The organism is Nocardioides aequoreus (genome assembly GCF_000720335.1).
Lineage (GTDB): Bacteria > Actinomycetota > Actinomycetes > Propionibacteriales > Nocardioidaceae > Marmoricola > Marmoricola aequoreus.
Genome location: NZ_JOJN01000002.1, coordinates 557,433 through 572,071, shown reverse-complemented (window position 1 = coordinate 572,071; position 14,639 = coordinate 557,433). Strand labels below are relative to the sequence as shown.

The following is a 14,639-nucleotide window of genomic DNA, read 5'->3' as shown; positions in this document are numbered from 1 at the left end:
CCCTCGTGGTGACCGGGCTCGCACTGGTGCCCCTCGGCTACCTCCTGGTCCGCGCCACCGAGCGAGGCTGGGACGGCGTCGCCGCGACGCTGTGGCGGCCCCGCACGCTGACGCTGGTGCTGCGCTCGGTCGAGCTCGCCGGCACCGTGACGCTGCTGTGCCTGGTGCTGGGCCTCGGGCTGGCGCTGCTCGTGACCCGCACCGACCTGCCCGGCCGCCGGGTGCTGCGGGTGGCGCTCGCGCTGCCGCTGGCGCTGCCGTCGTACGTCGCGGCGTGGAGCTGGATCGGGGTGGCGCCCGACGTCGCGGGCCGGCTCGGCTCGGTGGTCGTGCTGACGACGATCTCCTACCCCTACGTCTACCTGCCCGCCCTGGCGGCGCTGCGCCGCTGCGACCCGGCGCTGGAGGACGTCGCCCGCGGCCTGGGCACCCGACCGGCCGGGGTGCTGTGGCGGGTGACCCTGCCGCAGCTGCGCCCGGCGGCGGCCGGTGGGGGCCTGCTCGTCGGGCTCTACGTGCTCAGCGACTTCGGGGCCGTGGCCACGATGCGGCACGAGGTGCTCACCACCAGCATCTTCCGCTCCTACCGTGCCTCCTTCGACCGGACGCCGGCCGCGGTGCTGGGGTGCGTGCTCGCCCTCCTGGCGCTGCTCGTGGTCGCGGTCGAGGGCCGCTCGCGCCGCCGCGTGGCCAAGGTGGGGGGCGGGGCGGTCCGGCCGCAGCGGGTGCTCCCCCTGGGTCGTGGCCGGTGGTGGGCGAGCCTGGTCCCGGTCGCCGTGCTGGTCGCGGCGCTGGGCGTCCCGGCCTACGGCATGGGGCGCTGGCTGGTGCGCGGCACCTCGGCGGCCGACCCCGCCCAGCTCGTGGCCGCGCTCGGCAACACCGCACTGGTCGCCGCCCTCGGGGCGCTCGTGGTGGTCGCGCTGGCCTTCCCGCTCGCCTGGCTCGCGGCGCGGCACCCGAGCGGGCTGAGCGCGGCGGGCATCGGGGCGGCGTACGCCGGTCACGCCCTGCCCGGCGTGGTGGTCGGGCTCGCCCTGGTCTTCTTCGGGGTGCGGGTGACCCCGGGGCTCTACCAGGAGCTGCCGCTGCTGGTGGCGGCGTACGCCGTGCTCTTCCTCTCCCTGGGGCTGGCCGCGATCATCGCCTCCGTGGCCACCGTCGCTCCCGGGCTCGAGGACGTCGCCCGCTCGCTGGGCCGCTCGCGCGCCGGCGTGTGGCGCGACGTGGTGCTGCCGCTGACCGCTCCCGGGGCCGGTGCGGCCGCGACGCTGGTCTTCCTCACGATCATGAAGGAGCTGCCGGCGACGCTCTTCCTCCGCCCGACCGGCTTCGACACCCTCGCGACGCGGCTGTGGGGCCACGTGAGTGCGGCGTCCTACGCCGCCGCGGCGCCGTACGCCGTGGTCATCGTGCTCGCGGCCGCCGTGCCGACCGCGATGCTGGCCACCGGACGCCGGGAGGTCGCCACGTGACCACGATCGAGGTCGCGGGGCTCGCGCTGACCTACCCCGGCCCGCCGGCAGTGCCTGCGCTGCGCGGGGTCGACCTGCGGGCCGAGGGTGGGCTGCTCGCGGTCGTCGGTCCCTCGGGGTGCGGCAAGACCACCCTGCTGCGCGCGCTCGCCGGCACCGAGCGCCCGGAGGCGGGGAGCATCTCCCTCGGTGGCGAGCGCGTCGAGGGCCCGGGGCTGCACCTTCCCGCCGAGGCCCGCGCGGTCACGCTGGTGCCCCAGGAGGGTGCGCTCTTCCCGCACCTCGACGTCGCGGGCAACGTGGGCTTCGGGCTGCGCGGCCTCCCCCGGGACGCCCGGCGGCAGCGGGTCGCCGAGCTGCTCGACCTCGTCGGCCTGCCGGGGAGCGAGCGCCGCCGCCCCCACCAGCTCTCCGGGGGGCAGCAGCAGCGGGTGGCGCTGGCGCGGGCGCTCGCGCCGCGACCGCGCGCCGTCCTGCTCGACGAGCCCTTCAGCGCGCTCGACGCGACGCTGCGCGTCTCGATGCGCGAGGAGGTGGTCGCGCTGCTGCGCGAGGCGAGCACCACCGCGGTGCTGGTCACCCACGACCGCGACGAGGCGTTGAGCCTGGCCGACCGCGTCGCGGTGATGCACGAGGGCCGGGTGCTGCAGGTGGGGGAGCCGAGCGAGGTCTACCGCCGCCCGTCGAGCCTGTGGGTGGCGCGCCTGCTGGGCGAGACGGTCGAGATCGCCGGGGAGGTCGCCGAGGGGGTCGCCGCGACGGTGCTCGGGCGGATCCCCGTCGCTGGAGACGGCGAGCGGCTCGTGCTGCGGCCCGAGCAGGTGGTGCCCACGCGCGAGGGGGTGCCGGCCGTGGTCGAGGGGGTGCGCTTCCGGGGCCCGGAGGCGTCGGTGGCGCTGCGAGTGGGCGACACCGCGCTCACGGCACGGTGGGCCTCCACCGAGCTGCCCGCGGTCGGCGACCTGGTGCGCGTCGGTGTGCGCGGCCCGGCCATCGCGGTCGACTAGCGCCACCGTCTCGCGCGCGCCGGTCGCCGGTTCGGTCGGGAAGCACGACAGCCGGACCCCTGCTGGGATCCGGCTGTCGACTGGTCGGGGTGACAGGATTTGAACCTGCGGCCTCGTCGTCCCGAACGACGCGCGCTACCAAGCTGCGCCACACCCCGGAGAGCCTGGGCGAGCATACCGGCGCGGCTCGGGGGAGCCGAAATCGGGTCAGCGCGGCAGCAGCGTCAGCAGCGTCGCCTCGGGTCGGCAGCACAGCCTGACCGGGGCGTACGGCGAGGTGCCCGCCCCCGCGGAGACGTGCAGCCACGAGGTGCCGGGCTGGCCCGGACGCGAGTCGGCGGGATGGCGGTGCAGCCCCTTGGCGCGAGCGGGCTCGAGGTCGCAGTTGGTCACCAGCGCGCCCTTGAAGGGCAGGCAGACCTGGCCGCCGTGGGTGTGGCCGGCCAGCACGAGCTCGTAGCCGTCGGCGGCGTACTGGTCGAGCACGCGCAGGTACGGCGCGTGGGTGACCCCGAGGCGCAGGTCGACGTCCGCAGGGGCGGGACCCGCGACGGCGGGGAGGTCGTCGTACTCCAGGTGGGGGTCGTCGACGCCGACGAGGGCGATCGAGGTGTCGCCCACCTGCAGCCGGGCGGAGGTGTTGGTGAGGTCGAGCCAGCCGTGGTCGGTGAGTGCGGCGCGGAGCTCGCGGTGCGGCAGCTGGGGGGTGTGGGTCTGCCGCCGGCCGTCGTCGGGGAAGAGATACCACAGCGGGTTGCGGGCCGTGGGCGCGAAGTAGTCGTTGGAGCCCATGACGAAGGCGCCGGGCCGGTCGAGCAGGCCACCGAGCCCCTCCAGCACCGGGTCCACGGCGTCGCGGTGGGCGAGGTTGTCGCCGGTGTCGACGACCAGGTCGGGCTCGAGCGCGGCCAGCGACGCCAGCCAGGCGCGCTTGCGGCCCTGCGAGGGCGTCAGGTGCAGGTCGCTGAGGTGCAGCACGCGCAGCGGCCGGTGCCCGGGCGGCAGCACCCGCGCCTCCACGCGGCGTACGACGAAGGCGCGCACCTCGACCCCCGCCGACCAGGCCAGCGTGGCGGCGCCCAGCGCCGTCACCCCGCCAGCGCCCACGGCCGCGGCGCGCAGCGCCCGGGAAACTCGCTGCGACGCCATGCGGCAAGGCTGCCACAATCGGGGGCATGAGCCTCAAGGAGCAGCTGCGCACCGACCTGACCGCGGCGATGAAGGCCCGCGACGAGCTGCGGTCCTCGACGCTGCGGATGGTGCTGACCGCCGTGACCAACGCCGAGGTGGCTGGCAAGGAGGCCAAGCAGCTCAGCGACGACGAGGTGCTCGGCGTGCTCACCAGCGAGGCCAAGAAGCGCCGGGAGGCGGCCGAGGCCTTCGCCGACGCCGGGCGCGAGGAGTCGGCGGCCAAGGAGCAGGCCGAGGCGGCCGTGATCGCGACGTACCTGCCCGAGCAGCTGAGCCAGTCCGAGATCGAGGAGCTGGTCACCCGCACCATCGACGAGCTCGGCGTGCGCGGCGACGGTCCCCGCGCCATGGGCCGGGTGATGGGCGTGCTGACCCCGCAGACCAAGGGCCGCGCCGACGGCGGCGCCGTCGCCGCCGTGGTGAAGCAGCAGCTCGCCGCCGGCTGAGCACGTCGCGGCGGACGGACGTCCCGCCGGCCGGCCTCAGCCCGCCGAGAGGGTGACGGTGGAGCCGCGGGTGAGGCCGCTGCCGGGAGCGGGGCTCACCGAGGTGACGCGGGACTCCTCGTCACCGCTGACGTAGACCTGGAACCCCCGGCCGGTGAGCAGCTCGACGGCGCGGTCGGCGCGCATGCCCTCGACGTCGTCGACGGGGACCTCGATGGGGGCGTCGCCGGGGGTGGGGCTGGTGAAGGTCTCGTAGGGCAGCTCGCCGGAGACCGCGCGCATCGCCTCGGCCCACATGGGGCCGGCCAGGGTGGAGCCCGACGCGGTGCCGATGCCGGTGCCGCCGACGACCTGGCCGTTGAGTGTCACCCAGTTGCCGTCCTGGTTGGCTCCCGCGACCATCGCGGCAGTCGACATCGTGGGGGTGTAGCCGTTGAACCACACCGCCATCTGGCTGTTGATCGTGCCGGTCTTGCCGGCCGCCGGCTTGTCGAGGGCCAGGGCGGAGCCGAAGCCGCCGTTGATGACGCCCTCGAGGATCCGGTTGACCTCGTCGGCCGTCGACTGCCGGATCACCTGGCTGCACTCGGCGGGGTAGTCCTTGAAGATCTCGCCCTCGGCGTTGCGGATCTCGGTGACCGGGCGGGGCTCGCAGAACTGGCCGCGCGCCGCGAAGGTGGCGTAGGCGCCCGCCATCTCCAGCGGGCTCACGTCGGCGACGCCGAGGGTGAAGGACGGCACCCGCTCGCGCCCGGGGTCGGTGAGCTCGACGCCCATCGCCTTGGCCAGGGCGTAGGGCTCGCAGAGCCCGGTCTCACGCTCGAGCTGGGCGAAGAAGGTGTTGACCGACTCGCGGGTGCCGGTCACCAGGTCCTTGCGGCCGCTGGTGGTGCTGTTGCCGACGGGCCAGGTGTCGGTGCTGGGGTAGCTGCCGGTGCAGTCGGCGAAGTCACCCATCGGGAAGTCCATCTCCTCCGGGGAGCGGAACGCCGTCGACGGCGAGATGCCCTGCTCGAGGGCGGCGGCGAGCACGAAGACCTTGAAGGTCGAGCCGGCCTGGAAGCCGTTGGCGTCGCCGTACTTGCTGTTGACGGTGTAGTTGAGGAAGGTCTCGCCCTGCTCCTTCTCGCGTCCCATCGGTCGCGACTGCGAGATCGCGCGCACCTCGCCGGTGCCGGGCTCGACCATGGCCAGGCCGCCGATGGCCTGGTCGGTCGGGTCGACGGCGTTGCGGGTCGCGGTGTCGGCGGCGCGCTGGAAGTCCTGGTCGATCGTGGTGCTGATCGTCAGGCCGCCCTCGTTGAGCAGCTGCGCGCGGTCCTGCACGGTCTCGCCGAGCGCGGGGTCCTCGAGCAGGTAGCGGCGCACGTAGTCGCAGAAGAACGGCGCCTCGGAGCTGAGGCAGCCGTTGCGCGACGGGGTGACCTGGAGGCCGAGACGGCGGCCGGCGACGAGGTCGGCGCGCTCCTGGGAGATCACGCCCAGCTCGGCCATCCGGTTGACCACGACGTTGCGCCGGGCCTCCGCGCGCTCGGGGTAGGTGGTGGGGTCGAAGCCGACCGGGTTCTTGACCAGGCCGGCCAGGGTCGCGGCCTGGCGGAGGTTGAGCTCGCTGGCGTCGACGGAGAAGTAGTGCCGCGAGGCCGCCTGGATGCCGTAGGCGCCGTCGCCGAAGTAGGCGAGGTTGAGGTAGCGCTCGAGGATCCAGTTCTTGGAGTAGTTCTTCTCGAAGGCGATCGCGTGGCGCAGCTCCTGCAGCTTGCGCTGGTAGGTGTTGGCCGTGGCGGCCGCGCGCTCCTCCTCGGTCTGGGCCTGCGTGACCAGGGTCATCTTGGCCATCTGCTGGGTGATGGAGGAGCCGCCCTGGGTGGAGTTGCCGGCCTGGTTGTTGACGAAGGCCCGCAGGGTGCCGCGCAGGTCGAGCGCGCCGTGCTCGTAGAAGCGGTAGTCCTCGATGGCCACGATCGCCCGGCGCATCACCGGGGCGACCTCGCCCAGGCGGATGTTGACCCTGTTCTCGTCGTAGAAGGTCGCCAGCCAGTTGCCGTCGCTGTCGACGACCCGGGAGCGCTGGGCCAGCGGCTCGGCCTCCAGCTCCTCGGGGAGGTTCTCCAGCGACCCGGCCGTGGCCTTGGCGCCGTAGCCGAGGGCGCCGACGACGGGGACGGCGAGCCCCGCGACCAGCACACCGAGCACCGCCGAGACCACGACGATGACGCCGAGATGGGAGAGGACGGAGCCGAAGGAGACGTGGGAACGGCGTCGCGACATAGCACAACCTTACGAGTGGGGTGATGAAACCCGCCGTGCGGCGCGACCGATCTAGTCCATTCGGACTATGCGAGATTGGACCCTCTGTGTCTGTTTCGATCCTCTCCGCCTCTTTAGTCTGATTCCTGGGTCGATAAGCGGACGTATGGGGCGACCGCGACCCGGGACTCTGACCTTTGGAGGGGATCATGTCCTGGAACGAGATGTGGGCCAACGCGGCTCTCTGCCAAACCACCAAGCCCGACGAGCTCTTCGTGCGCGGCGCCGAGCAGCACAAGGCCAAGGTCGTGTGCGGGGCGTGCCCGGTGCGGGCGGAGTGCCTGGCCGAGGCGCTCGACAACGAGATCGAGTGGGGCGTGTGGGGCGGTCTGACCGAGCGTGAGCGCCGGGCGCTGCTGCGCAAGCGGCCCAACGTGACCTCGTGGCGCTCCCTGCTCGAGACCGCCAAGGCCGAGCACGAGCGTCAGGTCGCGGCCCCCGAGGTGGTCGTCTCCGCCTGAGCCGCGCGCGGGTCTCCCGCGAGTGGGCTCAGGCCCGCTGCGACGACAGCAGCTCGCCGATCCGGCGCAGACCGGCGAGATCGTGCACGTCGGTCGACAGCGCGGGCAGCACGGCCGTCGGCACGTCGGGATGGCTGGTCGCGAAGCGACCGGTCAGCCGGCGCTCGCGCGCCACGAGGGTGACCCGGTCGGCGTGCAGCCGCAGCAGACCCGCGGCCAGGGCGTCGCCCTCGCCGCGCAGCCGCTCCGCGGCCGCCGTCGCGGCGCCGGCCGAGAGCGACTCGACGGGTGCCGGGCTCGCCCGGTTGACCACCAGGCCCGCGAGCGGCATCTGCTCGGCCCGCAGCCGCTCGACGAAGTACGCCGCCTCCCGCAGCGCGTCGGGCTCCGGCGCCGCCACCACCACGAAGGCCGTGCGCGGGTCCTGCAGCAGCTCGTAGGTGCGCTGCGCGCGTGTCCGGAAGCCGCCGAAGAGGGTGTCGAAGGCCGCGACGAAGGCCTTCACGTCCTGCAGCACCTGGGCGCCGATGATCTTGGTGACCGCTCCGGTGACCAGTCCCACGCCCGCGGTCATGAAGCGGGCCGGCCCCTTGGCCGGGGCGAGCAGCAGCCGCATGAAGCGACCGTCGAGGAAGCTGGAGAGCCGCTCCGGCGCGTCGAGGAAGTCCAGCGCGCTGCGCGACGGCGGGGTGTCGACCACGATCAGGTCGTAGCGCCCGGTGCGCCGCGCCTCGGCGTCGAGCTGGCCGAGCTTCTCCATCGCCATGTACTCCTGCGTGCCGGCGAAGGAGCTCGACACGGCGACGTAGAACGGGTTGGCCAGGATCTGCGCCGCCTTCTCCGGGCTCGCCTGGCTCTGCACCACCTCGTCGAAGGTGCGCTTCATGTCGAGCATCATCGCGTCGAGCGAGCCACCGCTCTGCGTCTCGAGACCCTCGACGGGGCGCGGGGTGTTGTCGAGACGCTCGATCCCCAGGGCCTGCGCCAGCCGACGCGCGGGGTCGATGGTGAGCACGCAGACCTTGCGGCCGCGCTCGGCGGCGCGCAGGGCGAGCGCGGCCGAGGTGGTGGTCTTGCCGACGCCGCCGGAGCCGCAGCACACCAGGACGTGCCGGTCGGGATCGTCGAGCAGGGCGTCGACGTCGAGCACCTCCGCCGACTCCTCGCCGGCCACGAGCGGACCGACACGGGGCACGGCACGGGTGTGCCTCATCCGAGCCCCTCCTCGCACAGTCGCTCGGCGAGCTCGTAGAGCCCACCCATGTCGACGCCGCCCGGCAGCAGCGGCAGCTCGACGACCGGGACGCCGAGGCCGGTCACGACCGCGCGCTGCTCGTCCTCGAGCCGGCGGCGCTCGGCGTGGTGGCGCCCCTCCTCGAGCAGCCCGTCGAGCAGCTCCGGGGTCGGCTCGACCCCGGCCGCGCCGAGGCTGGCGGCGAGGGCGTCGCGGTCGGCCCGACCGCCGGCCAGCGCCTCACGGTCGGTGGCGTCGAGGTCCTGGGGACGCAGCAGGTTGACCACCACCGCCCCCACGGGCAGGCCGATGTCGCGCAGCTCGGCGATGCCGTCGCCGGTCTCCTGGACGGGCATCTCCTCGAGCACCGTGACCAGGTGGATCGCCGTGCGCGGGGAGTGGAGCAGCGTCGAGACCACCTCGGCCTGACCCTTGACGGGGCCGACCTTGGCCAGCCCGGCGAGCTCCTGGTTGACGTTGAGGAACTGCGCGATGCGACCCGTGGGCGGCGCGTCGAGCACGATCGCGTCGTAGTGGCGGGCGCCCTTGTTGCGCCGGTTGCGGTTGGCCGCCTCGTACACCTTGCCCGTGAGCAGCACGTCGCGCACCCCCGGCGCGATCGTGGTGGCGAACTCGACCACCCCGAAGCGGTCGAGCGCCTTCCCGGCCCGCCCGAGGCGGTAGTACATGTCGAGGTACTCCAGCAGCGCCGACTCCGGGTCGATCGCCAGCGCGTAGACGTCGCCCGCGCCGGCCTGGGGCCGCACCAGCAGCCGCTCCTCGTAGGGCAGCGGCGCCACGTCGAAGATCTGGGCGATGCCCTGGCGCCCCTCCACCTCGCAGAGCAGCACGGTCTGGCCGCGCGAGGCCAGCGCCAGCGCGAGCGCCGCGGCCACCGTCGACTTCCCGGTGCCGCCCTTGCCCGTGACGACGTGCAGCTGCGCGTCGGGGAAGAGGGTCGCGGACACGGGACGAGCGTAGGGCGACGACCGAGGCGCCGGTTTCCCAGGTTCACCTGGCAAACCCGCACCTCACACGGATTGCAACCCGTGTGAGGTGACACTTCCCCAGGTGCACCTGGGAAACCGACGAGACCCCGCAGCCCTCAGCGGCCCGTCGCCCGGATGGCCCGCGTCAGCTCGTGCGCCTCGTGCAGCAGCAGCGCGCCGAGCTCGCGACGCCGCGGGGGCGAGAAGCGCTGCTCGATGCCCGTGAGGCTCAGCGCCCAGCGCGGTCGCTCGGCGGCGTCGAAGACCGCGGCGCCGAGGCCCCAGCTGCCGGGCACCAGCAGGCCCGGGTTGACGGCGTACCCCTGCGCGCGGGTCTCGCGGAGCCGCCGCTGCAGTGCCCGCGGCGCGTGCGCGGCGCCGTACGCCGTCGCCAGGTCGCGCGAGGCGACGTAGGCCCGCGCCTCGGGCTCCGGCAGGTGGGCCAGGATCGCGAGCCCGGCCGAGGCGACCCCGAGTGGGAAGCGGATGCCCTCGTGCAGCACGTGCGAGCGGATCGGGAAGCTGCCGTCCTCGCGGAGCAGGCAGATCGTCTCTTCTCCGCGCAGCGCGGAGAAGAAGGCGCTCTCGCCGGTGGCCACGGAGAGGCGTCGCACGACGGGCTGGGCGACGGCCGTGACGTCGTAGCGCGCGGCGGCGGCGCTGCCGAGCAGGTAGAGCTCGGGACCGAGCACCCAGCCGGCGCCGTCCGGGGCACGCTCGACGAGTCCCTCCCGCTCCAGCGAGGTGAGCAGGCGGTGGACGGTGGGCCGGGGGAGGCCGGTGACACGGGCGACGTCGGTGGTGCCGGCGCCGTCGGGCTCGGCTGCCGCGACCGCCCGCAGCACCGCGCCGGCTCGTCCGAGCACGTCGACAGGGGTGTCCACTCAGTGAACGCTACCGCCACTCGGGGTCCACTCGGCGAGTGATCCACGGGCGTCGTCGCCGCAGTGGTTGACGGGCCCTCCGCGGTGAGACTTGGATCACTGCATGGACAAGGTGGTGACGAGCGCGGCCGAGGCCGTGGCGGACATCCCCGACGGCGCCACGCTCGCCGTCGGGGGATTCGGGCTCTGCGGGATCCCCTCGGTGCTGATCCAGGCGCTGCTGGAGGCCGGGACGACGGACCTCGAGGCGGTCTCCAACAACTGCGGCGTCGACGACTGGGGTCTCGGCCTGCTGCTGGAGGCCAAGCGGCTGCGGCGGATGGTGTCGTCGTACGTCGGGGAGAACAAGGAGTTCGCCCGGCAGTACCTCAGCGGTGAGCTCGAGGTCGAGCTGACCCCGCAGGGCACGCTCGCCGAGCGGATGCGCGCCGGAGGGTCGGGCATCCCCGCCTTCTTCGCCGCGACGGGCGGCGGCACGCAGGTCGCCGAGGGCGGGCTGCCGTGGCGCTACGACGCCGACGGCGGCGTCGCGATCGCCTCGCCCCCGAAGGAGACCCGGCAGTTCGGCGATCGCGAGTACGTGCTCGAGGAGGCCATCGTGGCCGACTTCGGCCTGGTGCGCGCGTGGCGGGGCGACCGCCACGGCAACCTCGTCTACCGCGACTCCGCCCGCAACTTCAACCCGCTGGCCGCCATGAGCGGCCGGCTCACGATCGCCGAGGTCGAGGAGCTGGTCGAGCCCGGCGAGCTCGACCCCAACCACGTGCACACCCCCGGTGTCTTCGTGCAACGCGTCGTGGCGCTGACCCCCGAGCAGGCCGCCGACAAGCGGATCGAGCGCACCACCACCCGTCCCCGCCCGTCGGGCGGGGACGTCGAGACCACCACCGGAGGTGCCTGAGATGCCGTGGAGTCGTGAGGAGATGGCCGCGAGGGCGGCCTCGGAGCTGGAGGACGGCTCCTACGTCAACCTCGGCATCGGCCTGCCGACGCTGGTGCCCAACTACGTCGACGACGACGTCGAGCTGGTGCTGCAGAGCGAGAACGGCATCCTCGGCGTCGGGGCCTACCCCTACGAGGGCGAGGAGGACCCCGACCTCATCAACGCGGGCAAGGAGACCGTCACGCTGCGGCGCGGGGCGTCGTTCTTCGACAGCGCGACCAGCTTCGGGATGATCCGCGGCGGCAAGATCGACGCCGCCATCCTCGGCGCGATGCAGGTCTCCGCGCAGGGTGACATCGCCAACTGGATGATCCCCGGCAAGATGGTCAAGGGCATGGGCGGGGCGATGGACCTGGTCCACGGCGCCAAGCGCGTGATCGTGCTGATGGAGCACACCGCCAAGGACGGCTCCCACAAGATCGTCGAGGAGTGCTCGCTGCCGTACACGGGCCGGGCGGTGGTGCAGCGGATCATCACCGACCTCTGCGTCCTCGACGTCACCGAGGAGGGGCTCCGCCTGGTCGAGCTCGCCCCCGGCGTCACCGAGGCCGAGGTGCGTGAGAAGACCGAGCCGGAGGTGCTCACCGGCTGAGGCCCGGCGGGTCGTGTGAACCTCGTCTCGCCCGGATCGGGAAGGCGCGGGGGTGAGGTGACGGTTGGGGAGGGGTGTCAGACCAACCGTCCACGAGAGGTGTCACGCCCGTGTCCCGTGCTTTCCAGCCCGTCCGGATCGGCCAGTGGGAGCTGCCGCAGTCCTTCGTGATGGCGCCGCTCACGCGCAACCGCGCCGGCGCCGGCCACGCCCCCACCGCGCTCAACGCCGAGTACTACGCCCAGCGCGCCGACGCCGGCCTCATCATCAGCGAGGGCGTCGCGCCGACCCAGGTCGGCCAGGGCTACCTCGACGTGCCCGGGCTCTACACCGCCGACCAGGTGGCCGGCTGGCGCCAGGTCGCCGACGAGGTCCACCGCCGCCGCGGCACCATCGTGGCGCAGCTGATGCACGCCGGCCGGATCGCGCACGCCGACAACAAGGACGGCGCCGAGACGGTGGCGCCGAGCGCGCTGCAGGCGCCCGGCGAGATGTTCACCGCCACCGGCCCGAAGCCCCACGACGTGCCCCGCGCCGTCGAGACCGACGAGGTCGCCCAGCTCGTCCGCGACTTCGCCGACGCCGCCGCGCGTGCGGTCGACGCCGGGCTCGACGGGGTCGAGGTGCACGCGGCCAACGGCTACCTGCTGCACCAGTTCCTCGACCCGACGGTCAACCGGCGCGACGACGAGTACGGCGGCTCGCCCGAGGCCCGTGCCCGCTTCGTGGTGGAGGTCGTGACCGCGGTCGCCGAGCAGATCGGCGCCCACCGGGTGGGCCTGCGGCTCTCGCCGGGTCACCAGTTCAACGGCATCGGCGAGGAGCCCGGCGACGACCTGACCGCGACCTACCGCGCGGTCGTCGACGGCGTCTCGGGTCTGGGCCTCGCCTACCTGAGCCTGCTCTCCGTGGTCGAGGAGCCGCTCGCCACGCTCGTCGCCGACCTGCGGGAGCGCTTCGACGGTCGCCTGCTGCTCAACACCGGCTTCGGCGAGGTCACCACGCTGCAGTCGGTCGAGGAGCTGCTCGGCACCGGCCTGGCCGACGCGGTCGTCGTGGGCCGGCCCTTCCTGGCCAACCCCGACCTGCCCACGCGGTGGCGCGAGGGTGCGGCGCTCAACGAGCCCGACTCGGCCACCTTCTACGGCGGCGGCGCGGAGGGCTACACCGACTACCCCACGCTCGACCAGGCGTCCTGACGAGCGCCTCCCCGCACCTGGAGCCCAGGTGCGGGGAGGGTCGGCTCTCGGGTTCCGACCCTCCCCGCGAGGGGCGTCGGGCGCGATAACGGGAGTCGCGCCGACGAGGACGAAGGTAGGGCGCGCCGGATCGGACCCACGAGTCCGTAATCGGACCGGGCTAGCCCGGTCGTCCGGCGGGCTGGCGCTCGACCGAGAAGCGCCGCACCTCGGGGATGCGCCAGGCCACGGCGAGCACGCCCAGCAGGCCCAGCAGGCCGCCCGAGACGAGGCCGAGGGTCGACGACGTCGCCGCCGCCACCGCGCCCGCCCGGGCGTTGCCCAGGTCCGGACCGGCCATCCCGACGACGAGCTCGGCTGCCGCCACCCGGCCACGGAGCGCGTCGGGCGTGGCGAGCTGGGTGATCGTGCCGCGAGCGACGACCGAGACCGTGTCGGCCGCCCCGGCCACCGCGAGCGCCAGCAGCGTGAGCACGAGGCCGTCCACCACGGCGAAGACCGTCAGGGCGACGCACCAGGTCGAGGCGGCGGCGAGCATCACCATGCCCTGGCGGGAGAGGCGGGTCCAGGCACCCGACAGCAGCGAGGCCGCGACCCCGCCCAGCGCCACCGCGCTCATGAAGAGCCCCAGCGTCTGGGCCGAGCCGCCGAAGCGCTCCTCGTTGACCATCGGGAAGAGCGCCACCGGCATCGCGAGCAGCGTGGCCGAGAGGTCGGTGAGGAAGCTGCCGCGCAGCACCGGGCGGCGTACGACGAAGCCCAGGCCCGCGCCGACGCGGCGCAGCACCGCGGCGGTGCCGTCGCCGGTCCCGCCCGCCCGGTCCTGCTCGGGAGGCATGGAGGGCAGCCGGGCGACGCCGTGCACCGAGACGGCGAGCGCGACCACCTGGGCGGCGTAGCACCACCCCAGCCCGGCACCGGCGGTCAGCAGGCCGCCGACGGCGGGGCCGACCAGCATGGCGGCCTGGAAGCCGATGTGGGTCAGGGCGAGCCCGGCCGGCACGAGCGCCGGAGCCAGCAGCCGGGGCACGAAGGTGCGTCGAGCCGGTCCGGCCAGCGCGGCGAAGGCCGTCTGCAGCGCGACCAGCCCGAGCACCAGCAGCACCGAGCGGTTGCCGAGCAGGGCCTGGGCCGCCAGCAGCGTCGTCGCGACCAGCTGCCCGACCGTGCCCAGGAGCACCAGGCGCCGGCGGTCGTGGCTGTCGGCGAGCACGCCGCCCAGCAGCGACACCACGACGAGGGGCACGGCGTGGGCCAGCCCCACGGCCCCGGTCCAGAGCGGGTCACCGGTGAGGCGCCAGACCTGGAGCAGCACGGCGAAGAGGGTCAGCTGGGCCCCCAGCACCGACACCGCCTGCGTCCACCACAGGCGCCGGAAGTCGGCGCTCGCCCGCAACGGCCGCAGGTCGAGCAGGCTGGCCCGGATCACCGTGGTCCGAGGTGCGACCGCACCCGGTCGGCGAAGGCGCGACGGGTCAGCGCCTGCTCGAGGTCGTGCACCACGCGCGAGAGCGGGTATTCGGTCTCGGCCTCCAGCTCGGCCACCGCGGCCTCGGTGGCGCGCCACTCCTCGGCGCCGAGGGCGGCGACCTCACGGCCCCGCGAGGTGAGCGAGACGCGCTGGGCGCGGCCGTCGTCCGGGTCCGGCAGACGCTCGACCAGGTCGTGGCGCACCATCGCGGCCACGGTCTGGCTCATCGCGGAGTGGGTGACCTCGCACTCCGTGGCGAGCGCGCGGATGGTGAGCGGCCCCGTGTGCGCGAGTCGCACCAGTGGCAGCACGTGCCGGGCCGAGACCCCGGCGTGACCGGCGTCGACGTAGACCTGCTCGATGTCGGCGTCCATGCGCCGCAGCAGCCGGAAGAGCGGACGCCACCGGCTCTCGAGGGTCGGGTCGTCGGCCATGGC

The 14,639-nt window shown here is 74.1% G+C and carries 14 protein-coding genes and 1 tRNA gene; 7 read left to right on the top strand and 8 right to left on the bottom strand.

Annotated elements, in window-relative coordinates; genetic code table 11:
* Window positions 1–8 precede the first annotated feature (8 nt).
* Window positions 9–1,475 (top strand): ABC transporter permease, encoded by a 1,467-nt coding sequence (locus tag IG63_RS23795; RefSeq protein ID WP_211249195.1) that lies wholly within the window; start codon window positions 9–11, stop codon window positions 1,473–1,475.
* Entirely contained in the window at window positions 1,472–2,482 is a 1,011-nt protein-coding gene (locus IG63_RS0105325) for an ABC transporter ATP-binding protein (RefSeq protein ID WP_030483342.1), read from the top strand. Before IG63_RS23795 ends, IG63_RS0105325 begins: the two co-directional genes overlap by 4 nt.
* Before the next feature lie 81 nt (window positions 2,483–2,563).
* On the opposite strand, the gene IG63_RS0105320 is transcribed toward IG63_RS0105325, so the two are convergent.
* Together IG63_RS0105320 and IG63_RS0105315 are read right to left on the bottom strand one after the other, a co-directional pair.
* Window positions 2,564–2,640 (bottom strand) — tRNA-Pro (locus IG63_RS0105320).
* A gap of 49 nt (window positions 2,641–2,689) precedes the next feature.
* Window positions 2,690–3,631, bottom strand: a complete 942-nt coding sequence (locus tag IG63_RS0105315) for a metallophosphoesterase (RefSeq protein ID WP_030483341.1) — start codon at window positions 3,629–3,631, stop codon at window positions 2,690–2,692.
* Window positions 3,632–3,657: 26 nt separating this feature from the next.
* Here IG63_RS0105315 and IG63_RS0105310 point away from each other — a divergent pair, with 26 nt between their 5' ends.
* Window positions 3,658–4,119 carry a GatB/YqeY domain-containing protein gene (locus IG63_RS0105310; RefSeq protein ID WP_030483340.1) on the top strand — a complete coding sequence of 154 codons (462 nt, stop codon included), beginning with the start codon at window positions 3,658–3,660 and terminating at the stop codon, window positions 4,117–4,119.
* A gap of 36 nt (window positions 4,120–4,155) precedes the next feature.
* On the opposite strand, the gene IG63_RS0105305 is transcribed toward IG63_RS0105310, so the two are convergent.
* Window positions 4,156–6,390, bottom strand: coding sequence for a transglycosylase domain-containing protein (locus IG63_RS0105305; RefSeq protein ID WP_030483339.1), 2,235 nt, complete (start codon window positions 6,388–6,390; stop codon window positions 4,156–4,158).
* A 188-nt stretch (window positions 6,391–6,578) separates the two neighbouring features.
* On the opposite strand from IG63_RS0105305, the gene IG63_RS0105300 reads away from it, so the two are divergent.
* Window positions 6,579–6,890 (top strand): WhiB family transcriptional regulator, encoded by a 312-nt coding sequence (locus IG63_RS0105300; RefSeq protein WP_030483338.1) that lies wholly within the window; start codon window positions 6,579–6,581, stop codon window positions 6,888–6,890.
* Window positions 6,891–6,918: 28 nt separating this feature from the next.
* Here IG63_RS0105300 and bagB read toward each other — a convergent pair whose 3' ends face one another.
* From bagB to IG63_RS0105285, 3 genes are all read right to left on the bottom strand, one after another.
* Window positions 6,919–8,103 carry an ArsA family ATPase gene (bagB, locus tag IG63_RS0105295; protein ID WP_084596632.1) on the bottom strand — a complete coding sequence of 395 codons (1,185 nt, stop codon included), beginning with the start codon at window positions 8,101–8,103 and terminating at the stop codon, window positions 6,919–6,921.
* A complete protein-coding gene (bagA, locus tag IG63_RS0105290; RefSeq protein WP_030483336.1) occupies window positions 8,100–9,092 on the bottom strand; it encodes an ATPase BagA in 993 nt (330 codons plus the stop codon). Before bagA ends, bagB begins: the two co-directional genes overlap by 4 nt.
* A 137-nt stretch (window positions 9,093–9,229) precedes the next feature.
* Window positions 9,230–9,997: an IclR family transcriptional regulator gene (locus tag IG63_RS0105285; protein ID WP_030483335.1), complete on the bottom strand. Its 768-nt coding sequence runs from the start codon at window positions 9,995–9,997 to the stop codon at window positions 9,230–9,232.
* Window positions 9,998–10,100: 103 nt separating this feature from the next.
* Here IG63_RS0105285 and IG63_RS0105280 point away from each other — a divergent pair, with 103 nt between their 5' ends.
* The 3 genes from IG63_RS0105280 to IG63_RS0105270 all read left to right on the top strand — a co-directional run bounded on the left by IG63_RS0105280 (window position 10,101) and on the right by IG63_RS0105270 (window position 12,731).
* Window positions 10,101–10,898, top strand: coding sequence for a CoA transferase subunit A (locus tag IG63_RS0105280; RefSeq protein WP_030483334.1), 798 nt, complete (start codon window positions 10,101–10,103; stop codon window positions 10,896–10,898).
* Between the two features lies 1 nt (window position 10,899).
* The gene (locus IG63_RS0105275; protein WP_030483333.1) at window positions 10,900–11,532 is read left to right on the top strand and encodes a CoA transferase subunit B; all 633 of its coding nucleotides are present in this window, start codon (window positions 10,900–10,902) and stop codon (window positions 11,530–11,532) included.
* Window positions 11,533–11,642: 110 nt separating this feature from the next.
* Window positions 11,643–12,731, top strand: coding sequence for an alkene reductase (locus tag IG63_RS0105270; RefSeq protein ID WP_030483332.1), 1,089 nt, complete (start codon window positions 11,643–11,645; stop codon window positions 12,729–12,731).
* Between the two features lie 160 nt (window positions 12,732–12,891).
* Here IG63_RS0105270 and IG63_RS0105265 read toward each other — a convergent pair whose 3' ends face one another.
* Both IG63_RS0105265 and IG63_RS0105260 read right to left on the bottom strand, forming a co-directional pair.
* Entirely contained in the window at window positions 12,892–14,160 is a 1,269-nt protein-coding gene (locus tag IG63_RS0105265; RefSeq protein WP_036194417.1) for an MFS transporter, read from the bottom strand.
* On the bottom strand, window positions 14,157–14,636 hold the full coding sequence (locus tag IG63_RS0105260; protein WP_030483330.1) for a MarR family winged helix-turn-helix transcriptional regulator: 480 nt from the start codon (window positions 14,634–14,636) through the stop codon (window positions 14,157–14,159). The genes IG63_RS0105265 and IG63_RS0105260 overlap by 4 nt, the downstream gene beginning before the upstream one ends.
* Window positions 14,637–14,639 lie beyond the last annotated feature (3 nt).